We start from the raw sequence: 20,011 nt of genomic DNA on the forward strand, positions 1-20,011 counted from the left end.
CGTGCCGCTAGGGCCGCCGGACCGCGGCGAGGTCGAGCTCCAGCGCCACCTTCCTGGCGACGAGTCCGGCGGCGGCGTTCCATTTCACGCCCCAGTCGGTGCGGTCGATCGTGACGCCGCCCTTGAGCCGGAGGCCGTCCCCGTCGCCGGTCAGCTCCAGCTCCAGGGTGATCGGGTTGCGCACGCCGCGGATGCTCAGGTCCCCGGTGACCCGGAAGGCCGTCTCACCGGTCCGCTCCACCCGGTTCGAGGTGAAGGCGATCACCGGGTGGTCGGCGTCCTTGAGGTACTTGCCGCGCAGGTACCGGTCGCGCTGCGGGTTGCGGGTCTGGACGCTGCCCGCCTGGACGGTGAGCTCGATGCGCGACCTGGACGGGTCGTCGCCGTCCAGGTGGCCGGTGCCCGCGAACCGGTCGAACCGCCCGCGTACGGCGGGGCCGACGGTGTGCCGGGCGACGAAGCCGATCCGGGTGCGGGCCTGGTCGAGGACGTAGTCGCCGGTCAGGGCGCGAAGGCTGGTCGTCATGCCGGGCGCTCCTGGTCGCCGGTGGGGGCCGAGCCCGGCAGCGGGCTGGCGTCGAGGTACCTGACCTCGTAGACGCGTTCGGCGAACTTCCAGCCGTCGCCGGTGCGCTCGTAGCGGTCGTGGTAGAGGGCGTGGTTGGCGTGGGAGCCGCCGTCGCGCATGCGCCCGAACTCGTGGATGTAGGCCCGGCCGGTCGCGGTGTCGCCGTCGATCCGGATGACGCCCGGATGGACGTTCTGCACGAAGAACTCCCAGAGGCCCTGCCCCCACTCGATCCCGGCGCGGATCGCCTCCCGGCCGGCGAACTCCTTGCCGATGTGCGGCCATCGCATGACGCCGCCGGGCGTGAACAGGGATTCGACGCGGTCGTAGTCGCGGGTCATCACCGCGTCGGTGAGCTCGCCGCGCAGCGCCTCGATCTCGACGCGGTCGGCCACGGCTTGCAGGTCGGTCATGTGGATCTCCCCCTCGCTCAGGTGGTGCGTCCAGCATCGAGGCAGGTCGCAGGGCGAACAAGGTAGGGTTCGTGGGGCGATCCATAACATGGGGGTTATCCGTGGAGCTGAGGGACATCGAGATCTTCCTGACGCTCGCCGAGGAACTGCACTTCGGCCGTACCGCCGAACGGCTGCGCGTCTCGCAGGCGCGCGTCAGCCAGGCCATCAGCAGGCAGGAACGGCGCCTCGGCGTGGCGCTGTTCGACCGCACCAGTCGGCGCGTGGCCCTGACGCCGGTCGGCCGCCGCCTGCGCGAGGATCTGCGGCAGGCCTACGACCTGCTCCAGGAGGGGCTGGCCCGGGCCGAGGCCGCGGGGGTGGGCGCGGGCCGCACGCTGCGCCTGGGCGTGTTCGGCCACGCCGGCTACGAGCTGCGCCCGCTCGTCGACGCCTTCCGCGCCCGTCATCCCGGCGCCGAGGTCCGGTTCAGCGAGGTCACCGGCGGCGACCCGTTCGCCGCCCTGCGCGCCGGGGACGCCGACGCGCACGTGTTGTGGTTGCCGGTGGCCGAACCCGATCTCACCGTCGGCCCCACCGTGCTCGTCACCGGCCGGGTGCTGGCGGTGTCGGCCGGGCATCCGCTCGCCGGGCGGGGCGGCGCGTCGCTGGAGGACCTGGCCGACGAGCATGTCGTCGACCTGGGCCCCGCCGCCCCTGAGTACTGGGTGGCGTCCATGGTCCCCACCCGCACGCCGCTGGGCCGCCGCATCCCGCGCGGGCCCGTCGCGCGGACGTTCCACGAGATCCTGGCCCTGGTCGCCGCCGGGCAGTGCGTCCACCCGCTGGGCGAGATCGCCGCCCGCTACAACCGGCCGCCCGGCGTCGTCTTCGTGCCGCTCCACGACGCCCCGGCTCTCCGGTTCGCCCTGGTCTGGTCGTCCACCGCCGACGGCCCCGCCGTCCGCGCGCTGGCCAGGACCGCCGCCGACCTCGGCCCGCTCTCGCTCGGCGGGAACGGCGAGCCGGGCTGAGGTCTGCTCCGGCGCCCTACGCGGTGGTGGGTGCGCCCGCGACGCGGCGCTCGCCGCCGTTGCGCTCCTGCCAGAACCGGTACACCTCGACGGCGTCCGCGCGCGGCTCGTGGCGCATCGGCAGCCGGCGCCGCTGCCAGGGCTTGGCGAACTCGTCGTAGAAGGTGCCCAGCTCGAAGTACTTGCGGTCGTCCACGTAGTGGGGCTCGTAGGCCTCGCGGGTGGTGAGGAAGACGACTTCGGCCGGGGAGCAGTAGTACAGCGCGCCCAGGCACATCGGGCAGGGGTGGGCCAGCACGTGGATGGTGGCGTCGGTCAGGTGCTCGGTGCCGAGCTTGGTGCAGGCCTCGCGGATGGCGAGGATCTCCGCGTGGGCGGTCGGGTCGCCGGTCTGGGCGACCTTGTTGGCGCTCTCGGCCAGGAGCTCGCCGTCCCTGACGATGACGGTCGCGAACGGGCGGCCGCCCTCGGCGACGTTCTGGCGGGCGAGGTCGATGGTGCGCTGGACGAAGTCCATGAAGGTCCTCCGGAAGTGGCCGGGCGGGCCGCCGTCGGGGCGGCTCCGCGAGGGACGGGAACCGGGCCCGCGATCGGGCCCGGGCTCGGTCAGCAGGGCTCGGTCAGAAGGGCTTGGTCGGCAGGTACTTGCCGTCCAGGGTGATGACGGCGCGCTCGCCGCCCTCGGGGTCGGCGACCTTCTTCACGTCGAGCCGGAAGTTGATCGCGGAGATGATGCCGTCGCCGAACTGCTCATGGATCAGGGCCTTGAGGGTCGTCCCGTAGACCTGGAGCATCTCGTAGAAGCGGTACATGGTCGGGTCGGTCGGGATCCGGTCCGGCATCGAGCCGCGGATCGGGATGGTCTGCAGCAGCGCCGCCGCGTCCTCGCCGAGGTCCAGCAGCTCGGCCACGGCCCGGGCGGAGCTCTCCGGCAGCGGGTGCTGGCCGAGGACGGCGGCGGTGGTGAAGGCCACCGACAGGCCGGCGGCGTCGGCGATCTGCTGCCAGGACAGGTCCTTCCGGATCTTGGCCTCGACGGCGGTGGCGGCCAGGGCCTGGCGGGCGGTCGGGTCGAACTGTGCGTGCACCATGTGTCGGTACGTCCTTCTCTTCAGGTGGTGTCGGGCTCGTCAGGTCGTGTCGGGAGAGCCGCGGGGGCCCGGTCAGGCCGTGAGCGCGGCGCCCGCGGCGGTCAGGTCCTCGACGCGGCCGGTCGGGATGTCGTAGACCCAGCCGTGCAGGGTGACCTTCCCCGCCGCCAGCGCGCGGGCGACCGACGGGTGGGTGGCCAGGTTCGCCAGCTGGGCGAGCACGTTCTGCCGCACCAGGGCCGGCACGTCACCGTGGGTGGCGGTGCGGGCCCGGGCGGCGTCCGCGTGCCGCAGCCAGGCGGCGACGGTCGGGGCGCCGCTGAGGTCGTGCCCCTCGGCGAGGGCGGTCATCGCGCCGCACGCCGAGTGGCCGCAGACGACGACGTCCCGCACGTCCAGCGCGGCGACCGCGTACTCGATGCTCGCGGCCACCCCGTCGGCTTCGGGGCGGTAGGCGGGCACCAGGTTGCCGGCGGTGCGGATGACGAACAGGTCACCCGGCTCGGTGCCGGTGATCAGCTCGGGGACGACGCGGGCGTCGGAGCAGCCGATGAACAGCGTGTGCGGTGTGTGATGGGTGGCCAGACGGGCGAAGAGCTCCGCCTTGGCCGGGAAGACGTCCCGCTGGAAACGGGCGACGCCCTCGGCGAGGTCCTGCATGGTCACTCCCTTCGGCGGTGGCGGGCCCTTGCGGGCTGCTGACATCCAGCATGCATGACCTGGTCCTATAGTGTCCAAGAGGCGTTCCGCCTGATACTCATTGCTCTCATCTATAGTTGGTCCATGGCCGCTCTCGAACTGCGTCACGTGCGCTACCTGCTCGCCGTGGCCGAACACGGCAACTTCACCCGCGCCGCCGAGGAGCTGCACATCTCGCAGCCCACGCTCTCCCAGCAGATCAGGCAGCTGGAGCGGACCCTGGGCGTGCAACTGCTGGACCGCACCGGCCGCGCGGTACGGCTCACCGACGCCGGGGCCGTCTACACCGACCACGCCCGGCGCGCGCTTCGCGACCTGGCCGCCGCCGAACGCGCCGTGCACGACGTCCAGGACCTCTCCCGCGGCCACCTGCGGCTGGGCGTCACCCCGACCTTCACCGCCTACCTGGTCGGCCCGCTCACCGCCGAGCTGCACGTGCGCCACCCGGCCGTCGACCTCACCCTGACCGAGATGACCCAGGACCGCATGGAAGCGGCCCTGCTCGGCGACGACCTCGACCTCGGCATCGCCTTCGCCGGCCCCCACCTGCCGGGCGTCACCCCCACCGCGCTGTTCACCGAGACCCTCAGCCTCGTCACCGGCACCCCGCACGCCCGGACGCTGGCCGCCCCCCTACCGGTGCGCGCGCTCAAGGGCGAACGGCTCGCCCTGCTCAGCGGCGACTTCGCCACTCGAAGCCACATCGACGCCTACTTCGCCCGCCACCGGGCCGCCCCCCGCATCGCGGTCGAGGCCAACTCCATCCAGGCACTCACCGAGATCGTGCGCCGCACCCCGCTGGCCACCGTCCTGCCCGACGCCATCGCCCACGGCCACCCGCACCTCACGCCCGTCCCCCTCGACCCGCCGCTGCCCAGCCGCACCGTCACCCTGCTGCACCGCGAGGGCGCCTACCGCAGCGCCGCCGCCCGCGCCTTCACCGAGCTCACCGGGGACTTCGTCCGCTCCCGCGGCTACACCCCGCCCGCCTGAACCACGGCGCGCGGCGTGCCGGGCATGTGTCGGTCAGAAGCCCGACACATGCCCGGCCGCCGACTCGGAGCCGCCGTCGCCGCCCGCCGCCGGGACGCCTCCGTCCGGCTGGACGGCGGCGGCCTGCGCCGGTTCGTCGTGCTGCCGGCTCGCTCCGGCCTGGGCCTGCTGCGCCGCGTCCGGGCCGCCATGGGCATGGCCGGTGTCACCGGACGCCGCGGCCGCGGTCTCGGGCTGGGAGCCGGGCAGCGGGTGCCAGCCGCCGTCGGGCGACTGGTAGGCGGCCGAGACCAGCTCCGTCGTCCCGGTCTGGCCGCCGTCGCCGGCCGTCCCGTCGTGCACGGGGAGCGGGTGCCAGGCGCCGTCGTGCCCCAGGAACCAGGCCGCGTTCAGCTCGCCCCCCGGCGTGCCGCCACCGGCGTCGGGCGAGATCGGCCCGGTGGGCGGCGCAGCGGGCGGGACGGGGTGCCAGGAACCGGCGGCGTCCTGCGTCCAGTCCAGGTTGACGACGCTCTGGGCGCCCGCGATCGTGTGGCCGTCCGGGCCGATGGGATGCCAGGTGCCCTCCGGGCCGCGCCAGCCCGACCCCGCGGTGCCGGGCGGGTCGCTCGCCGACACCTGGTGCCAGGCGCCGGCGGCGTCCCGGTAGCCGCCCTCGGTGTGCGTGATCGCGCCGGGGACCGGGGTGGAGGAGATCGCGTGCCAGGCGCTGCCCGGTTCGTACCACCATCCGCCCTGGAACTCGACGATCCCGTGGGGAGTCAGCGGGGCCGAGGGTTCATGACGGTGTTGTTCCGTGGCGGGACCGGCCAGGTCCGGTAGCGCGTGCAGCGGCGGCGCGACGTCGGAGGGCAGGGTGAACGCGGCCTCCTCGGCGCTCCCGTGGACCGCCCGGAAGAGGAGGTCGCCGAGGTCGTGGGCGACGTCGTGGCCGGTGGCCGCCTCGATGCCCTTGATCGCCGTGGTGCCCACGCCGTAGCCCGCCAGCGCGGCGCCGACCAGCGCGCCGGCCGGGGTGGTGACGTCCAGCAGCCCCAGCGTGGCGGAGTAGACGCCGGCGAGCCCGGTCGCGGCGGTGGCGGCGCCGTCGAGCACCTGCTCGCCGTTGCCGCCGCCCAGCCCCGTGCCGAGCTTCACGCCGCCGTTCCAGGTGTCGCGCGCGCCGGCGAACAGGCCGTAGCCGCTGATCGCCTGGTTCAGCGGCGGGAAGGCGAACGGGCCGGAGGAGCCCAGGCCGTGGGCGCTGCCGCCGAGCCTGTCGAAGTCGGTGTTCATCAGGAAGCTGGGCACCGTGAAGACGTTGACCACGTGTTGGAGGGCGTCGTCGGCTCTGCGGGCCGCGTCGTCGACGCCGCGCAGCACGTCCGCGGCCTGGTGCAGGGCGTCCCGCAGGGCCTGCGGCAGGAGGTCCGTCATGACCGGGTGAACAGGCCGGCCCGCGCGACGGTGCCGCCCGGCCCGGGCTGCGGCGTCCCGGCCGTCAGCGCGAGGTCCAGCTCGGCGGCCAGGATGGCCGCCGCGTGCGCGTACGGCCGGGACCCGACCGCCGCGGGATCGGCCTCCCGCCTGGCCGCCAGCTCGATCCAGGTCGCGAACGCCTCGGCCAGCGGCTGCTCGGCGGGCTCCGGCCGCAGTTCGCCGGCCTGCTCCACGAGCGCGGCGATCAGCTTCCTGCGCAGGCCCGACCCCGGCGGCCGGGGCGGGACCGCCTGGACGACCTGCATCACGGAGATCGCGGCACGCACCACGTCGACGATCATCTCGGCCTCCCGGCCCGCTCAGGACGCCGGGACCCGGACCTCGCCGAGGACCAGGTCACGCCCGTCCGGCCAATGGAAATCGTGCAGGGTGACGGTGAGGCGGGACGCCCTCGGCGAGGTGTCCCACACCGTGAACACGAGCTTGCTGCGCTGACCGAGCGGCGGGTCGCCGTCCCCGCCGCCCTGGAACGGCACCGCCGCGAGCTCGCTGCCGCTCGCCCGGTCGCTGATGCGGTAGATCATCCGGGAGGCGAACTGCCGCTCCTCCCGGGTCACGTACGCGGTGACGACGATCGACGGCCTGGTCCTCCCCATCCACCTGCTGACCGTCCGAGCGGTCCGCTCCACGGTGAACCGCCAGCCGTACCCGTGGATCGTCCACGGCGGCGGCCCGGACGCGTTCTTCCTGATCGGCTCGTCGGCCTCCAGGAACGGCAGCCTGGGCAGGCTGAGCCCGGGAACGGCCGGCCCGTCGAGCCCGACCCGGGGGACGACCAGCGCCGCCGCGATCAGCACGGCGATCACCAGGTTGGCGCGGGCGAAGAAGCGCATCCGCCGGCCCTAGAAGAGGATCTTCTTCATGGCGCGGCGCTCGCGCACGACCGGTCCCTGCAGTTCCTGGTAGAGCTTGTCGACCTGGCCCGGCCTGCCGAGCCCGGCCAGGACGATCGACTCCTTCTCCGTCCCGAGCGTGTAGGTCAGCTCCAGCGAGGCGGTGTTCGTCAGGTAGGAGGACAGGGTGCGGACGTAACGGACCTGGGTGATCGAGGCGTACAGGATCACCTGCTTGCTCCGGTCCCTGACGCCCTGGGCCACGTCGACGCGACGCTGGTGGAAGACGTACGACGTCACCCTGGCGGAGACGACGGCGGCGACCCAGGCCGCCACGGCGTACAGCCCGAGCGCCACGACCAGCAGCGGCACCCGCAGCACCGAGACGGACAGCGCCAGCGCCGTGGCCACGAGCGGGGTGAGCGCGAGGTGCCGGGTCTGCGTCCTGGTGGACCACACTTCCTGGCCGATGTCGTAGACGGCCCGTTCGTCCAGGTCGTCGGCCATGGTGCGGTACGGCGTGACCCCCGCCGCGACGGCGTGGGTGTACTCCAGGGCGGCGGCGTGCTCGGCATCGTCCGGGACCACCACCTGCGGCGGCGCGGCGGCCACCGAGAGCAGCGTCCCGGCGGCGGCGCCCGCAGGCGGCGGTTTCGAGGTGGTGGGCCGGCGCGACGGGTCCGCGTCGGCGACCGGCGGCGGCGCGACCGGAGTGGTGGGCTGGTGCGGGGGGTGGCCCGTGGCGGGGCCGTCGGCCGTCCGGCAGGCCGCCAGGCGGGTGTGCACGTCCTTCACCACGTCCCCCGCCAGCGACTGGCGGAAGGCGATTGCGGCCTCGGCGGGCCTGCCCTGCTCCTGGAGCGCCACGCCCAGCTCGTAGGCGGCCAGGTGGTGCGCGGGCTCGGCCGCCACCACCGCGCCCAGGTGCCGCTCCGCCTCGCGCCACTCGCCCAGCTCGTTCAGGCACACGCCGAGCGAGTACCGGCAGACCCGGTCGCCGGGGAACTCGGCGACCATCTCCAGGAGCACGTCCCGGGCCTCGGCGGTCCGTCCCGCCCGGTACAGGGCCAGCGCGCGGTCGAAGCCCTCGTCGTCCTGTGCCGACATGCGTCCACCCTCCGCTCTCGGGTCCGAGCCGGACGTCTCAGTGGTGGGGCAGTTCCGGGTACACCACGAGGAAGAAGACGGCCAGGGCGATGACGGCGATGATGATCTGCGTCCCCAGGCTCAGCTCGTCGCCGCCGCCGTCGCGGCGGGCCCGCCAGTCGTCGCGGTTGCGCCGGCGCGACGACTCGTCCATGGAGCGCCGGACCATCTCCCGCTGGTGGTCGATCCGCCGCGAGCTCTCCCGCTGGTAGTCGTCGAACGGCATCTGTCACTCCTTCTGGGTCGCACCGCCTGGAGCCAGAGTGATACGGAACGTCATCACCTGGTAACGATAAGACGAAAAACTGCCGTACTCCAGTCGCGCCCGCACATCCGCCGATGGAGACCGACACCCCACTGTCCCGCCGGCCGGCCGGGCCGATGAATACGAAGAAGTGCGTACTTCCGAATCGCTGTGCCGGATGGTAGCCGTTCATGCACAATGCGCCCATGACGTCATTGTTCAGGGACGATGGCCGACGCATTCACGACCTGGCGATGGACATCCTCACGACGAGAAAGCCCGTACGCGTCTGGCCGCTGCTGATGGAGCGGCTGACGAAGGACCTGCCGGGAGACCTGGCGGTGCTCATCGACCTGGACTGGACGGCGGGCACCGGGCACGCGCTGACCGGCTCGCCCGACTGGCTGCACCAGGCGCCGCTGGACGCCCTCATCCACTCCCACATGCGCGCGCACCCGCTGCTCCGCCACTACGCCAGGACCGGCGACCGCACCCCTCTGGCCATGGACGACGTCGCCGACGGCGACTGGTGGAAGAGCGAGGCCTACCACGCCGGCCGGGCGGCGATCGGCATCGACCGCCAGCTCGCCCTGCCCCTGGACGCCCGTCCGGGCCAGATCCGCGGCGTCATCATGAGCCGCGACGGCACCGGCTACAGCGACCGGGACCTGGAGTACGCCGCTCTCGCGCGTTCGCTCCTCGACACGGTCGAAGCGCACGAGAAGGCCGTCTTGCGGCTGCCCGCGCTCGCGGACCCGGCCGAGCACGGGATCACCCTGCGCGAGATGGCGGTCCTGATGTTGCTGAGCGAAGGGCTGACCGCGTACGCCGTCGGCCGCCGGCTCACCATCAAGGAGGCGACGGTGAACAAGCACAAGGAGAACCTGTACCGCAAGCTCGGCGTGCACGACCGGGTCACGGCGTTGCGCAGGGCCCGCGCGCTCGACCTCCTGCCTCCCGAACCGGGACGGGACGCCCGGCTCAACGGTGCGTGATCCACCAGAACAGCAGGCCGACGAGGCCGCCGCCGGCGGCTTCCGCGGCCCCGCGGGCCAGGGCGACGGCGAGGGTGCGGCGGAGGCGGGCGGAACGGCGGCGCGACGCGGAGGCGGCGCGGCGGGGTGCTCGGTTGTCGGTCATGCCGGCCATGACACCGGGGCCGGCGGCAAGGGTGAAGGTATGCCGGACAGGTCCGGATTCACGGGATTAAGCTGCCGGTGGCGGTGATCCGAACCGGTCCGTCCCGGATCCGGAAGGACGGTCCTGATCCAGACGGACGGTCCTGATCCGGAAGGACGGTCCTCGCTGGGCGGAGAGGCGGACGTGGTGGCGGATTCACCGTTCCGGCCGCAGGGGTCGGGCTCCCGGGTCCTGGCCGAGCTGGCGCGGCTGTGGGACCAGGCCCGCGTCCACACCCCCGGCCGGGTGACGCAGAAGGAGCTCGCCCGGGTCTCGGGGGTGCCGCACACGACGGTGAACGGGTGGGCGACCGGGGCCGCCGACCCGCGGACGGGACCCGGCACGTGGCCAGACCCTTTTCCGGCTCGATTCCTGTGGCCGTGAGGCAAGCATTCCCGACCTCGACACCCTTTGTGATGGATCGAATACTGAGCGTGACCAACTCCTCGGACGGAAGGATCCCCCCATGCCCACCGCCCGCATCGCCTCCGGTCAGACCGCCCCAGGACAGGGCTGGCAGGCTTACGGCTCCAACGGCATCTACATCGACGTCGACACCAGCTCCGCGCACTTCTCCGGGCGTCCCGTCTTACGTCACCTCCGTCAGCGGCACCGGCGGCAACCAGTGGAACCTGGTCGGCCCCAGCGCCGTCTACGACGCCACCGCCACCAAGTTCCGCGTCTACGTGCAGTGGCGTGACGCGTCGGCGCTGTCCCCGGGCACCGCCCAGCAGTTCGGCTGGTACATCCAGTGGATCGGTTACGACAACCCCTGACCCGCGCGGCTCGCACGGCCGGCCGGAGCCCGGACGGGCCCGGCCGGCCTCGCCATGAGGGGTCCCCGGGCGGCTCCTGGGCCCGGGGTGGCCGGCTGCGGCGTTCGTCGGAACCTTCGTGCCCGCCTCGCGCGTTGATCAACAACACGGGAGGTGGGCATGGATGTGGTCCTCGCCGGGTTGGCGGTGCTCCTCGGGGCGGTCACCGTCGGCACGGTCCTCGCCGCCGGGATGGCGCACGTCCGCGCTCGTCTGCGGCTCGGCGGGCTGCGCGAGGTCGACCTCGGCCACTACGAGCTCGCCTGTCTCGCGGGCGGTCCCGTACGGGTGGCGGACACCGCGATCGGGCTGCTGGCCAGGGAAGGGGAGATCCGCGTATCCCGAGGCGGGAAGATCCATCGCGTCTCCACGGCCGTGACGGCGGGATACCCCGTGGAGGAGCGGCTGGTCGCGATCCTCGCCGAGCGCAGGACCTCGCCGGTCGTCCAGGTCAAGCGCCGCCTGGCGGACAGCGCGGAGGTCGCCGGGATCAGCCGCCGGCTCGCCGACCTGGGCCTGCTCGTCGACTCCCGGAGCGTGCCCGGGTTCCGCGTCTGCCGCGACGTCCTGAAGCTGATCCCCACGGTCGCGGCCGTCGCCGCCGGGGCCGACGTGATCTACATGATCGTCGCGCAGTCGCCGCCGCTGAGCGTGGCCGCCCTGTTCGGGTTCGGCGCGAGCTGGCTGGCGGCCAGGAAGATCCGGACCCTGTACGTCAGGAGCCGGCCGGTCCGGCTCGGCCGCGCGGGCCGCCACCTGTTGGAGAAGGCCCGCCTGGCACACCCGTACGGGGCCGAGACCGACGCCGTGGCCGTGCCGCTCGCACTGTACGGACTGAGCCACCTCGGCGACCCGCACCTGTCCGCCGAGCTCAGCAAACGTTCGATCCCGGACGGCCACCTCTACCCGGCCGCCCCCAGCACCCCGAACGACCAGTGCGGCTCCGTCGGCTGGACCCCGGACGACAGCGGAACCGGCACCTGGGACGGCGGCGGCGGCTGGAGCGGCGGCTGGGACGGAGGAGGCGGCGGCGCGGGCGACGGTGGAGGCGGCGCGGGCTGACGGGCGGCACCACACTCCCCCGGCCACGGCCGCAGCCTCCCGCTGCCGGCCCGGGCACCAGGATGAGCCGTTCCACGTCCTGCGGCGGCAACCGTCAGGGTGCGGCCTCGGACTCTTAAGATCACTCAAGAGCCCCGACAGGAAGACGTCACGCATGCGCACCATCTACGCCGTCACCCATCCGGAGGCGACGCACCACGTCGAGAGGGTCGTCGGCGGCTGGCATGATTCGCGGCTGACGCCGGCCGGCCTCAGCGCGGCAGGCTCCATCGCCCAGGCGCTGCGAGCCCAGATCCCTCATGGCGCCGACGTGGAGCTGTTCTCCTCGGATCTCCAGCGCACCAGGCAAACCGCCGAGAAGGTCGCCGAGCTGTTCGGCGTGCAACCCATCCTGGACCGCAGACTTCGGGAGAAGTCCTACGGAGAGGCGGGGGGAAGGCCACAGGAGTGGCTGGACCAACGATTCATCCCGCCGCCGGCGGTCGGGGAACGGTTGGAGCACGACGAGGGCGTGGCGGGCGCCGAGACCAAGGCGGCGTTGGCGCGGCGCATCTACGCGGCCATGGACGAGATCTTGCAGCGTCCCTGCGAACACCAGATCATCGTGACTCATGGTGGTTCCTTGACCTGCGTCGTGACGTCCTGGATCAAAATGCCGATCAACGCGGTGGGTCATGCCAGTTTCCGGGTGCCCTCGGGCAGCATCACCACGCTGCGCGAAGACGACTTCTTCCACAACCGCACGGTCGTCAGCCTCGGCGACACCCGCCATCTCGGCCCCGCCGAAGCCGGCTGACCTCTACCTGGCCCGCTTCGAACGCGGCGTACCCATGGAACATGACGAGGTCGGCGCAGCATGTCCCCTTCGGCGAGAACCCGCAACGCGTACCGCGGGGTACCACGCCGGACTCGCGCTTGGCGCGGCTCGGGAGTCGGCCGGCAGCGTTGCCCTGCGAACTCGTCCGGGCGACGACTTGGGAAGAGGAGGCAAATGCCGAGATGGCACCCCGAATCGGCCTGCCGCCGCCGGCCGTCGTGAGGCGGAATCATTCAGGCTGACCAGAATTCCGGCTATTCCTACGCCTGCTGGAAGCCAGTGTGCCCCATCCACGCGTCAGTGCTCTGCCCCTCGCGTTGCGGGCATGAGCGATCGCTCATGGCGGGGGCGTGGTTCGGCATTGGCGCTCATGACGGGGCCGTCGCATAGTGAGGGCCATGGACCGATCCCTGCGCGTCGCGGTCATCGGCGACCGCGATCCGGCGTTTCCTCCGCACCTGGCCACCGACGACGCCCTCCGCCACGCCGCCGCGCACCTCGGCATCGGGGTGGACGTCCGCTGGCTCGCCACCGAACCGCTCCAGGCCGACCTGGCCGAGGTCGAGGCCGCCGACGTGTTGTGGTGTGCGCCCGGCAGCCCGTACCGCAGCCTGTCCGGCGCTCTGGCCGCGCTCCGGCACGGCCGCGAGCACGGCGTCCCCACGCTGGGAACGTGCGGCGGCTGCCAGCACATGGTCATCGAGTACGCACGCCACGCGCTCGGCTTTGAGGACGCCCAGCACGCCGAGTACGACCCGTACGCCTCGGCCTTGTTCGTGTCGGAGCTGACCTGCTCGCTGGCGGGCAAGACCATGCCCGTGACGCTGGCTTCCGGTTCCCGGGTGGCCGCGTTGTACGGGCGGACCGAGGTCGAGGAGGAGTACTACTGCAATTTCGGCCTCGCCCCCGACCGGCAGGCGATCCTGCACGACGGCGGCTTCCTGGTCACCGGCGTGGACGGCGACGGCGAGGCCCGGGTGCTGGAGATCCCCGGGCATCCGTACTACGTGGCCACGCTGTTCGTGCCGCAGGCCCGCTCGCGTCCCGAGGAGCCGCACCCCTTGGTGGCCGGTCTGCTGCGTGCGGCGCTATGACGTTCACCCAGCTCAGAATCCTGCAGGCGGTCGCGCGGACCGGCAACATGACCAGGGCCGCCGAGGAACTGGCCACCACCCAGTCCGCCGTCAGTCACGCGTTGCGCGCGCTGGAGAGCGAGCTCGGGGTGGCGCTGCTGGTGCGGGGCAGCCACGGAGTGCGCCTGACCGCGGCGGGGCGGGCCGTGTGCCGCCGCGCGACGCTCATCCTCACCCAGGCGGAGGCGCTGGAACAGGAGGTGGCCGCGATCCGCGGGCAGGAGCGGGGCAGCCTGCGCGTCGGCGTCATCCCCAGCGCCAACGCCCGGCTGCTGCCGCCTCTGCTGCGCCGGTTCGCCGAGGCGCATCCGCGGGTGCGGCTCGCGGTGATGGAGGGCTCGGACCACGAGGTCCTGGAGTGGCTGGAGACCGGGGCCGCCGACATCGCCACTGTGTCGGCCGCGGCCGGCGAGGTCTCGCTGCCCGCCGGGTCGGTGGCGCGGCCGCTCGCCGCCGACCGCATGCTGGCCGTCCTGCCCAGCGGCCACGAGCTGAGCGTCCGCCCTTCGTTGCCGGTGGCGGAGCTGGCGCGGCACCCGTTCATCATGTCCACGGGCGGGTGCGAGCCGCTGATCACGGCGATCGCGCGGGCGGCGGGTGCGAGCCTGAAGTGTCATTACCGGGTGCGTGACACCAACAGCATCCTGGCCATGGTCGCCGAAGGGCTCGGGCTGAGCATCGTCCCCGAGCTGTCGCTGCCCGCCCACCTCGGCGGCGTGCACGCGATCCCGCTGGAGCCCGCCGCCGAGCGGACCGTCCTCCTCGCCTTGCCCGCGGACCCGCTCCCGGCGGCCGTCGCCTTCGCCGAACTGGCCGCCGCCCACCACGCGGCGTCCCGGTGAACTCACGGCGATCGGCGCAGGGGCCGGATCGGCCGGGCCGTAGCGCCGACCTGCCCAGGGGCGACTCAGGCTTGGGGTGGGGCCACGGCGTCGGGGGGCAGGCGGCGGGCCAGGCGGAGCAGCGCGAGTGCGGCCGGACCCACCAGGGCTGCCAGCGTCAGCCACAGCAGCAGCGGGGCCATGTCGAGCAGGGCCGAGAAGCCGGCGGGTGCGAGGACCGCCGCGAGCGCCCAGGTCTGCTGGTAGATCGCCAGGTAGCGGCCCCGCAGGGCCGGTGGTGCGGTGGCCGCCGCGAGGGCCCAGCTGGGCACGGTGTGCATGAGCTCGCCGAAGGTGAGGACGAGCGTGGCGACGAGCAGCCCGCCGACGCGCGGGAGTCCGGCGGGCAGCAGCGCGGTCGCGGCGTAGGCGGCGCACGCCGCCATCAGGATCAGGCCGCTCAGGGCCATGGCGTGCGTACGGCGGGCGTGCCGCTGCCACCTCCGGACCGGGAGCTGACCCGCCGCCACCAGGACCGTGTTGATCGCGTAGAGGACGCCCAGCAGAGCCGGCGGGACGCCGAGCACCGTGACCGCGTACACCGGCAGGGCGACGGGGAGGATGAGGTGGATCAAGGTGTACGCCTGCTCGGCCGCCACCAGGGTGAGGAACGGCCGGTCGGCGAACACCTGCCGGTAACCGCCCGGATTCCGGGGCGGCGGTGCGGGCGCGCGCCGTCCCGAGAGCAGCAGGCATGCGGCCGCCAGGGCGAAGCTGGCCGCGTTCATCAGGGCGACGACCGCGAAGCCGGTGGCGCCGGCGAGGGAGACCACGCCCGCCGACAGCAGACCGCCCAGGCCGAAGGCGACGTTCCTCGCCGTGGCGATCAGGGTGTACAGCCGGTCCCTGAGCGCGCCCTCCGCCAGTGCGGAGACGTGGCCGCCGGAGGCGGGATAGTAGGCGCGGTCGCCGGCCGCGATCAGGGCGGCGACGACGAGCAGGGCCACGAACCCGTCCACCAGGGGATAGGCGGCGAAGGCCGCCGCACGCAGCACGTACGTGGCGATCAGCACGCGGCGCGCGTCGAACCTGTCGATGAGGGTCCCGGCCACCGGGTTGGCCGCCAGCCCCACGACCGCCGCCACGGTGACCCCGAGCCCGACGGTCGTCATGGGCAGGCCGGTCACCTCGTGGATGAACAGCAGGGTCAGGGGCACGTACAGGCCGTTGCCGAGCGCGTCGACGAACATGCCGACCAGGAACGGGCGTACGCCGACGACACTCGTGAGGGAGGGGGAAGCCATGTGATCAGTGTTGCCAGGCGCTCATGGGGACGGCATCGGCCGCTGGTCCCATGAAGGCGGCCTCCGGTCCGTCCATGGTCCTAGGTCTCGGGCTCTCGGGCAGGGCCGGACGCGTGGCGTGACGGATGCTCTGAGTGCGCGCCTGGGGCTGGACAGGTGACAGGCAGCCGCCCGCGCCCCGGGGGTCAGTTGTTCGCGATGAAGTCGGCGACCAGCCGGTTGAACTCGTCGGCGTGCTCGATCATCGCCCAGTGCCCGCAGCGGTTGAGCAGCACCAGCCGGCTGTCCGGGATGTTGGCCAGCAGGTACAGGGAGGTCTCGAACGACACCACCCGATCGTCGCGGCCGTGGATGAGCAGGGTCGGCACCTGGATCCTCGGCAGCAGCTCCGGCTTGACCCACTTGGGCAGCGGGGCGCCCTTCGGCAGGCCGTCCACGTAGTTGCTCAGGTGGTCGGGGCGGGCGAGGGCGGCGTCAGAACGGGCCTGGCACAGCTCGGGGGTGGCGAACCGCGCCTTGTCGTAGACCATGATCTCGACGAGCCGGCGCATGTTCTCCGGGCTCGCGTCCCGGTACGCCTCGATCAGCACCTTCAGCCCCTCGGACGGGCCGTCGCCGGCGCCGAACAGCGTGGGGATCCGGCCGACCGGCGGCCCCATGGTGATCAGGTGCGAGATCCGGCCGGGGTGCTCGGTGGCCAGCCGCAGCGAGGTCTGCCCGCCCATCGAGTTGCCGACGAACGCGGCCCGCTCGATGCCGAGGGCGTCCAGGAACTGGATCGCCGCCTCCACGTGGTCGAGCCGGTCGACGGTCGCCGGGTCGGACTCGCCCCAGCCGGGCATGTCGACGGCGTAGACGTGGAAGTGCTCGGCCAGCGCCTCGATGTTGCCGGCGAAGTTGCTCCATCCGGTGGCGCCCGGCCCGCTGCCGTGCAGCAGCACGACCGGATGGCCGGAGCCCGCCTCGTAGTAGCGCAGCTTCCAGTCCTTGGTCCGGACGGTGCGCGCGATGTCCTTGGCGTCGAGTGCCATCAGTGGTCCTCCCCGTTCGGCGCGGGCGCGGCGGCCAGCAGCCCGGCGACGACGCCCGGGGGGCGGTGGCCCCAGCTGTGCAGCTTGTCGAGCGTCTTCACCTCCCACGTCGCGTCGTCGATGATCAGTCCGCCCCAGCCGTACTCCACGCTGAAGCCGGAGGGGGTGTGGACGTAGAAGCTGAACATGTGGTCGTTCGGATGCATGCCGAGCGTCATCTCGAACGGCTGCCTGGCGTCCATGCACCGGTCGTAGGCCAGGCCGACGTCGCGGATGTCGGTCACCTCGACCATGAAGTGGTGGGTCCTCTTCGGCGAGGGCAGGTCGCCGAAGGCCACGGTGTGGTGGCGGCCGTTGCAGTGCAGGAAGATCAGGTCGGCGACCACGCCCGGGGCCAGCTCCTCGACGATGACGTCGCTGACCTTGAAGCCGAGCAGGTCGATGTAGAAGTGCAGGTACTCCTCCCGGGAGACGCCGTGGGCCAGGAGCACCTGGTGGCCCGCGCCGCCGGCGCCCGTCACGAACCCGCCGAGCAGCTTCGGCGACTCGAACGGCGTGGCGGCGTCGGCCAGGCCGGTGACCAGCTCGACCCGGTTGCCCATGGGGTCGGCGGTGACGAAGACGCGCTCGACCTTGCGGGCGGCGGCGAGGGCGTCGTCGCCCTGGGTGACCTCGACGCCGGCCGCGCGGACCTTGTCCACCAGGGCGTCCAGCGCGGCGGCGTCGGAGACCTCGTAGCCGGTGGCCACCAGGTCGTCGGCGGGGCCCCCGGTGACGATCCAGCGGTGGGCCTTCTCGTCGGTGCGCAGGGTGAAGCCGCCGTCGGTCTTCTCGCCGAAGCGCATCCCCAGCAGCTCGACGGCGAAGTGCTCCCAGTCGGCGAGGTCGCTGACCTCGTAGACGACGTAACCGAGCTCCTTGACTCCGGACATCTCTCTTCTCCTCTCGGGTGACAGGTTCACGCGGGCACGGCCAGGCCGCTGACGTCGGCCGCGGCGACGAACTTGTCGGGACGGACGGCCACGGCGCGGGCGCCGTACCTGCGCAGCCAGGGCAGCAGGACCTCGTCGAGGTCGACCAGCTCCTCCGGTCCCTGCGTGTAGGCGGTCTTCGGCCGCACGGCGAGGTAGCGGGCGCCGAGCGCGTCCCAGCCGGCTCGCTCCTCCGCCGTCAGCAGGGTCGCCGGGTCGACGTCGTCGCCGAGCAGCACGAAGCCGTCGCCGAGCAGGTCGTCCAGGCGGGCCATCCGGCCGGTGGCGTCGCCGGCGACCGGCTGCGGGACCATCCGGCCGACGATGCTGGCGTCGCCCAGCGGCCCCCTGATCCAGCCGCCTTCGAGGACGGGCGGCGCGGTGAGCGGCGGCTCGTACGGCGTGACCGTGCCCTGGGGGACGGCGTTCATCGCGGCCTGCTCCTCCTCGGACAGCTCCTGCTTGATGACCCGTCCGAGCTGGACCGCGAGGCCGGTGTAGAAGGCGGTGTTCGGACGCCGTTCGGCCTCGTAGGTGTCCAGCCAGCTCTCGGGCAGCTCGCCCCTGATCACGCGGGCGAGCTTCCAGCCCAGGTTGTGGGCGTCGCGCATGCCGGACTGCATCCCGGCGCCGGCCCACGGCGGCATCAGGTGGGCCGCGTCCCCGGCCAGGAACACCCGGCCCTGGCGCCAGGTGTCGCACATCCGGACGTGGTGCTTGTAGAAGGCGTGCCGGTGGATCTCGACGTCCTGCTCGGTGACGCCCAGCGCCCTCAGCAGCGGCCAGACCTCGGCGCTGGTCGGGTAGTCCGCGGGGGACTCCTCCGGCTTGAGCGGGATCTCCCACCGGTGGTTGCCGGCGGAGAGCGCGATGTCGACGACCGGCCGCTCCTTGTCCGACCAGAACGTCAGGAAGTCGCGGTCGGGCCACCAGCGCTGGACGCGGCAGTCGATGACCACCCAGGTGACGTCGTTGGTGTCGCCCAGCAGGCGGCAGCCCACCTCGCCGCGGATCGTGCTGGCGCCGCCGTCGGCGGCGATGGCGTACCGGGCGCGGGTCGTGCGCGCCTGACCGGTCGCGGTGTCCGTGGCGGTGACGGTGACGCCGTCGGCGTCCTGGTCGATCCCCGTGACGTCGGCGCCGTAGTGGACGGTGATGCGGTCGCCGTGGTCCTGCGCGGCCGCGCGCAGCTCGGCCTCCATGGTCGGCTGGTAGATGTTGTAGAAGCGCGCCTTGCGGCCCAGCGTCGAGGGCGGGTGCTCGATCCGCATGATCTCCTGGCCACCGTAGGTGACCCAGCGCAGGGCCCGCTGGGGGTCGATCTTCTTCTCGATCCGCTCGTCGATGCCCAGGTCCTGGAAGATCCGCATCGTCCAGTCGTTGACGGTCACGGCCCGTGCCCGGGGGTAGATGTCCGTGTCCCGTTCCAGGGCGACGGCGGACACGCCGTACCTGGCGAGGGTGAGCGCGGCGATCACGCCGGTCGGGCCGTACCCGACGATCGCGACGTCCGCGTCGTAGCTGTCGGTCATGCGCTGACTCCGTTCTCGGCCGCCGGGGATCCGATGCGGCACTTTTGGACCAAACGTTCGGTCCAATTGTGAGGAGACTAACAACGACCTGCGGCGACGTGTCAAGACCTGTTCACGAACCGGTTACCCAGACCGCGTCCGCCCCCCGGCCGGACCGCCGGACGAGCCGCTGTGCCGGGGTCCCTAGAATTCGGCTGGTGGAGAAGTCGGCGCGGGAGGCGCACACCGGAAACAGCCGCGGCCGCCGGTCCCGGCAGGAGATCCTCGACGCGGCCGCCCGGGTGATGTCCGTGCGCGGCTACGCCGGGACGTCGATCTCGACGCTCGTGAAGGAGACGGGCCTGCCCAAGAGCGCCTTCTACCACCACTTCGAGTCCAAGGCGGGGCTGCTGTCGGCCGTCATGGCCCAGGGGGCGCGGGGCTTCTTCGAGGCCATGCGCGAGGCCCACCGCGACCCGCCGGCCGGCGGCACCCCCCGCGAACGCCTGGGCTGGTACCTGCGCCGGACCGGCGAGGTCTTCGTGCACCGCGAGGAGTTCCTCCGCCTGCTGCTGGTGCTGGTGATGAGCAACGAGGCCGCCGAGGCCCCGGAGGCGATGCGGACCGTCATCGACGTCCGCGCCGAGGGCCGCGACCTCATGCGGCACATGATCCGCTCGTCGTTCGCCGGCGAGGGCGAGGAGGCCGCGGACGCGGTCGCGGACGCCCTCGCCCACTTCGGCATGGCCGGATTCGACGGCGCCTTCGTCTCGCTCCAGTCCGGGGACGGCAAGCCGATCGCGGAGTTCATGGAGCAGCTCGCCGACGCCCTGGTGGCGATCGGCGAGTCGCTGATCGCCGGCCGCCGGGGCGCGCCCGGCGGCTGAC

General features: G+C 72.8%; 24 protein-coding genes. 9 read left to right on the plus strand and 15 right to left on the minus strand.

The features are described from left to right. Nucleotides 1-7 precede the first annotated feature (7 nt). Both ACIBK9_RS34145 and ACIBK9_RS34150 read right to left on the minus strand, forming a co-directional pair. A complete protein-coding gene (locus tag ACIBK9_RS34145) occupies nt 8-526 on the minus strand; it encodes a YceI family protein (protein ID WP_397162710.1) in 519 nt (172 codons plus the stop codon). Next, entirely contained in the window at nt 523-981 is a 459-nt protein-coding gene (locus ACIBK9_RS34150; protein ID WP_397162711.1) for a nuclear transport factor 2 family protein, read from the minus strand. Before ACIBK9_RS34150 ends, ACIBK9_RS34145 begins: the two co-directional genes overlap by 4 nt. A gap of 101 nt (nt 982-1,082) precedes the next feature. Between ACIBK9_RS34150 and ACIBK9_RS34155 the strand changes: the two genes are divergently transcribed. Next, nucleotides 1,083-1,994 carry a LysR family transcriptional regulator gene (locus tag ACIBK9_RS34155; RefSeq protein WP_397162712.1) on the plus strand — a complete coding sequence of 304 codons (912 nt, stop codon included), beginning with the start codon at nt 1,083-1,085 and terminating at the stop codon, nt 1,992-1,994. Between the two features lie 16 nt (nt 1,995-2,010). Here the strand turns inward: ACIBK9_RS34155 and ACIBK9_RS34160 are convergent, their stop codons facing one another. The 3 genes from ACIBK9_RS34160 to ACIBK9_RS34170 form a co-directional block, all read right to left on the minus strand. Next, nucleotides 2,011-2,511, minus strand: coding sequence for a nucleoside deaminase (locus tag ACIBK9_RS34160; RefSeq protein WP_397162713.1), 501 nt, complete (start codon nt 2,509-2,511; stop codon nt 2,011-2,013). 103 nt (nt 2,512-2,614) lie between these two features. Continuing rightward, nucleotides 2,615-3,085, minus strand: coding sequence for a cyanase (cynS, locus tag ACIBK9_RS34165; RefSeq protein WP_358301757.1), 471 nt, complete (start codon nt 3,083-3,085; stop codon nt 2,615-2,617). Nucleotides 3,086-3,157: 72 nt separating this feature from the next. Continuing rightward, nucleotides 3,158-3,745: a carbonic anhydrase gene (locus tag ACIBK9_RS34170; protein ID WP_397162714.1), complete on the minus strand. Its 588-nt coding sequence runs from the start codon at nt 3,743-3,745 to the stop codon at nt 3,158-3,160. A gap of 123 nt (nt 3,746-3,868) precedes the next feature. Between ACIBK9_RS34170 and cynR the strand changes: the two genes are divergently transcribed. After that, the gene (gene cynR, locus ACIBK9_RS34175; protein WP_387682602.1) at nt 3,869-4,777 is read left to right on the plus strand and encodes a transcriptional regulator CynR; all 909 of its coding nucleotides are present in this window, start codon (nt 3,869-3,871) and stop codon (nt 4,775-4,777) included. Nucleotides 4,778-4,810: 33 nt separating this feature from the next. Here cynR and ACIBK9_RS34180 read toward each other — a convergent pair whose 3' ends face one another. The 5 genes from ACIBK9_RS34180 to ACIBK9_RS34200 are packed head-to-tail and all read right to left on the minus strand — an operon-like array spanning nt 4,811 to nt 8,461. Continuing rightward, nucleotides 4,811-6,193: a hypothetical protein gene (locus ACIBK9_RS34180; RefSeq protein ID WP_397162715.1), complete on the minus strand. Its 1,383-nt coding sequence runs from the start codon at nt 6,191-6,193 to the stop codon at nt 4,811-4,813. Next, complete coding sequence (locus ACIBK9_RS34185; RefSeq protein ID WP_397162716.1) at nt 6,190-6,537, minus strand: hypothetical protein; 348 nt, start codon at nt 6,535-6,537, stop codon at nt 6,190-6,192. Before ACIBK9_RS34185 ends, ACIBK9_RS34180 begins: the two co-directional genes overlap by 4 nt. Before the next feature lie 18 nt (nt 6,538-6,555). Beyond that, nucleotides 6,556-7,089, minus strand: a complete 534-nt coding sequence (locus tag ACIBK9_RS34190) for a hypothetical protein (protein ID WP_397162717.1) — start codon at nt 7,087-7,089, stop codon at nt 6,556-6,558. Nucleotides 7,090-7,098: 9 nt separating this feature from the next. Further along, complete coding sequence (locus tag ACIBK9_RS34195) at nt 7,099-8,196, minus strand: tetratricopeptide repeat protein (protein WP_397162718.1); 1,098 nt, start codon at nt 8,194-8,196, stop codon at nt 7,099-7,101. Between the two features lie 37 nt (nt 8,197-8,233). Then, nucleotides 8,234-8,461 carry a hypothetical protein gene (locus ACIBK9_RS34200; protein WP_358301777.1) on the minus strand — a complete coding sequence of 76 codons (228 nt, stop codon included), beginning with the start codon at nt 8,459-8,461 and terminating at the stop codon, nt 8,234-8,236. A gap of 224 nt (nt 8,462-8,685) precedes the next feature. On the opposite strand from ACIBK9_RS34200, the gene ACIBK9_RS34205 reads away from it, so the two are divergent. Continuing rightward, nucleotides 8,686-9,474, plus strand: coding sequence for a LuxR C-terminal-related transcriptional regulator (locus ACIBK9_RS34205; protein ID WP_397162719.1), 789 nt, complete (start codon nt 8,686-8,688; stop codon nt 9,472-9,474). Here ACIBK9_RS34205 and ACIBK9_RS34210 read toward each other — a convergent pair. Then, entirely contained in the window at nt 9,461-9,619 is a 159-nt protein-coding gene (locus ACIBK9_RS34210) for a hypothetical protein (protein WP_387682619.1), read from the minus strand. The two genes, ACIBK9_RS34205 and ACIBK9_RS34210, sit on opposite strands and share 14 nt — an antisense overlap. 186 nt (nt 9,620-9,805) lie before the next feature. On the opposite strand from ACIBK9_RS34210, the gene ACIBK9_RS34215 reads away from it, so the two are divergent. The 5 genes from ACIBK9_RS34215 to ACIBK9_RS34235 all read left to right on the plus strand — a co-directional run bounded on the left by ACIBK9_RS34215 (nt 9,806) and on the right by ACIBK9_RS34235 (nt 14,327). Next, the gene (locus ACIBK9_RS34215; protein ID WP_397162720.1) at nt 9,806-10,042 is read left to right on the plus strand and encodes a hypothetical protein; all 237 of its coding nucleotides are present in this window, start codon (nt 9,806-9,808) and stop codon (nt 10,040-10,042) included. Between the two features lie 551 nt (nt 10,043-10,593). Further along, nucleotides 10,594-11,535 carry a TIGR04222 domain-containing membrane protein gene (locus tag ACIBK9_RS34220; protein ID WP_397162721.1) on the plus strand — a complete coding sequence of 314 codons (942 nt, stop codon included), beginning with the start codon at nt 10,594-10,596 and terminating at the stop codon, nt 11,533-11,535. 154 nt (nt 11,536-11,689) lie between these two features. After that, nucleotides 11,690-12,331 carry a histidine phosphatase family protein gene (locus ACIBK9_RS34225; RefSeq protein WP_397162722.1) on the plus strand — a complete coding sequence of 214 codons (642 nt, stop codon included), beginning with the start codon at nt 11,690-11,692 and terminating at the stop codon, nt 12,329-12,331. A gap of 419 nt (nt 12,332-12,750) precedes the next feature. Continuing rightward, nucleotides 12,751-13,446: a hypothetical protein gene (locus ACIBK9_RS34230; protein WP_397162723.1), complete on the plus strand. Its 696-nt coding sequence runs from the start codon at nt 12,751-12,753 to the stop codon at nt 13,444-13,446. Further along, on the plus strand, nt 13,443-14,327 hold the full coding sequence (locus tag ACIBK9_RS34235) for a LysR family transcriptional regulator (protein ID WP_397162724.1): 885 nt from the start codon (nt 13,443-13,445) through the stop codon (nt 14,325-14,327). Before ACIBK9_RS34230 ends, ACIBK9_RS34235 begins: the two co-directional genes overlap by 4 nt. Before the next feature lie 65 nt (nt 14,328-14,392). Here ACIBK9_RS34235 and ACIBK9_RS34240 read toward each other — a convergent pair whose 3' ends face one another. From ACIBK9_RS34240 to ACIBK9_RS34255, 4 genes are all read right to left on the minus strand, one after another. Next, complete coding sequence (locus ACIBK9_RS34240) at nt 14,393-15,610, minus strand: MFS transporter (RefSeq protein ID WP_397162725.1); 1,218 nt, start codon at nt 15,608-15,610, stop codon at nt 14,393-14,395. Nucleotides 15,611-15,795: 185 nt separating this feature from the next. Beyond that, a complete protein-coding gene (locus ACIBK9_RS34245; protein WP_397162726.1) occupies nt 15,796-16,641 on the minus strand; it encodes an alpha/beta fold hydrolase in 846 nt (281 codons plus the stop codon). Next, nucleotides 16,641-17,573 carry a VOC family protein gene (locus ACIBK9_RS34250; protein ID WP_387682645.1) on the minus strand — a complete coding sequence of 311 codons (933 nt, stop codon included), beginning with the start codon at nt 17,571-17,573 and terminating at the stop codon, nt 16,641-16,643. The genes ACIBK9_RS34245 and ACIBK9_RS34250 overlap by 1 nt, the downstream gene beginning before the upstream one ends. A gap of 26 nt (nt 17,574-17,599) precedes the next feature. Beyond that, nucleotides 17,600-19,144: a bifunctional 3-(3-hydroxy-phenyl)propionate/3-hydroxycinnamic acid hydroxylase gene (locus ACIBK9_RS34255; protein ID WP_397162727.1), complete on the minus strand. Its 1,545-nt coding sequence runs from the start codon at nt 19,142-19,144 to the stop codon at nt 17,600-17,602. 197 nt (nt 19,145-19,341) lie between these two features. Here ACIBK9_RS34255 and ACIBK9_RS34260 point away from each other — a divergent pair, with 197 nt between their 5' ends. After that, the gene (locus tag ACIBK9_RS34260; RefSeq protein ID WP_397162728.1) at nt 19,342-20,010 is read left to right on the plus strand and encodes a TetR/AcrR family transcriptional regulator; all 669 of its coding nucleotides are present in this window, start codon (nt 19,342-19,344) and stop codon (nt 20,008-20,010) included. Nucleotide 20,011 lies beyond the last annotated feature (1 nt).

This window comes from Nonomuraea sp. NPDC050227 (genome assembly GCF_044459705.1).
Taxonomy (GTDB): Bacteria; Actinomycetota; Actinomycetes; order Streptosporangiales; family Streptosporangiaceae; genus Nonomuraea.

Coding starts and splice junctions, on each gene's coding strand:
- cynS (WP_358301757.1), bottom strand. CDS start 3,085: ATGGTGCACGCACAGTTCGACCCGACCGCCCGCCAGGCCCTGGCCGCC.
- ACIBK9_RS34220 (WP_397162721.1), top strand. CDS start 10,594: ATGGATGTGGTCCTCGCCGGGTTGGCGGTGCTCCTCGGGGCGGTCACC.
- ACIBK9_RS34200 (WP_358301777.1), bottom strand. CDS start 8,461: ATGCCGTTCGACGACTACCAGCGGGAGAGCTCGCGGCGGATCGACCAC.
- ACIBK9_RS34195 (WP_397162718.1), bottom strand. CDS start 8,196: ATGTCGGCACAGGACGACGAGGGCTTCGACCGCGCGCTGGCCCTGTAC.
- ACIBK9_RS34240 (WP_397162725.1), bottom strand. CDS start 15,610: ATGGCTTCCCCCTCCCTCACGAGTGTCGTCGGCGTACGCCCGTTCCTG.
- ACIBK9_RS34180 (WP_397162715.1), bottom strand. CDS start 6,193: ATGACGGACCTCCTGCCGCAGGCCCTGCGGGACGCCCTGCACCAGGCC.
- ACIBK9_RS34185 (WP_397162716.1), bottom strand. CDS start 6,537: ATGATCGTCGACGTGGTGCGTGCCGCGATCTCCGTGATGCAGGTCGTC.
- ACIBK9_RS34190 (WP_397162717.1), bottom strand. CDS start 7,089: ATGCGCTTCTTCGCCCGCGCCAACCTGGTGATCGCCGTGCTGATCGCG.
- ACIBK9_RS34150 (WP_397162711.1), bottom strand. CDS start 981: ATGACCGACCTGCAAGCCGTGGCCGACCGCGTCGAGATCGAGGCGCTG.
- ACIBK9_RS34210 (WP_387682619.1), bottom strand. CDS start 9,619: ATGACCGACAACCGAGCACCCCGCCGCGCCGCCTCCGCGTCGCGCCGC.
- ACIBK9_RS34205 (WP_397162719.1), top strand. CDS start 8,686: ATGACGTCATTGTTCAGGGACGATGGCCGACGCATTCACGACCTGGCG.
- ACIBK9_RS34160 (WP_397162713.1), bottom strand. CDS start 2,511: ATGGACTTCGTCCAGCGCACCATCGACCTCGCCCGCCAGAACGTCGCC.
- ACIBK9_RS34245 (WP_397162726.1), bottom strand. CDS start 16,641: ATGGCACTCGACGCCAAGGACATCGCGCGCACCGTCCGGACCAAGGAC.
- ACIBK9_RS34145 (WP_397162710.1), bottom strand. CDS start 526: ATGACGACCAGCCTTCGCGCCCTGACCGGCGACTACGTCCTCGACCAG.
- ACIBK9_RS34230 (WP_397162723.1), top strand. CDS start 12,751: ATGGACCGATCCCTGCGCGTCGCGGTCATCGGCGACCGCGATCCGGCG.
- ACIBK9_RS34250 (WP_387682645.1), bottom strand. CDS start 17,573: ATGTCCGGAGTCAAGGAGCTCGGTTACGTCGTCTACGAGGTCAGCGAC.
- ACIBK9_RS34255 (WP_397162727.1), bottom strand. CDS start 19,144: ATGACCGACAGCTACGACGCGGACGTCGCGATCGTCGGGTACGGCCCG.
- ACIBK9_RS34225 (WP_397162722.1), top strand. CDS start 11,690: ATGCGCACCATCTACGCCGTCACCCATCCGGAGGCGACGCACCACGTC.
- ACIBK9_RS34235 (WP_397162724.1), top strand. CDS start 13,443: ATGACGTTCACCCAGCTCAGAATCCTGCAGGCGGTCGCGCGGACCGGC.
- ACIBK9_RS34170 (WP_397162714.1), bottom strand. CDS start 3,745: ATGCAGGACCTCGCCGAGGGCGTCGCCCGTTTCCAGCGGGACGTCTTC.
- cynR (WP_387682602.1), top strand. CDS start 3,869: ATGGCCGCTCTCGAACTGCGTCACGTGCGCTACCTGCTCGCCGTGGCC.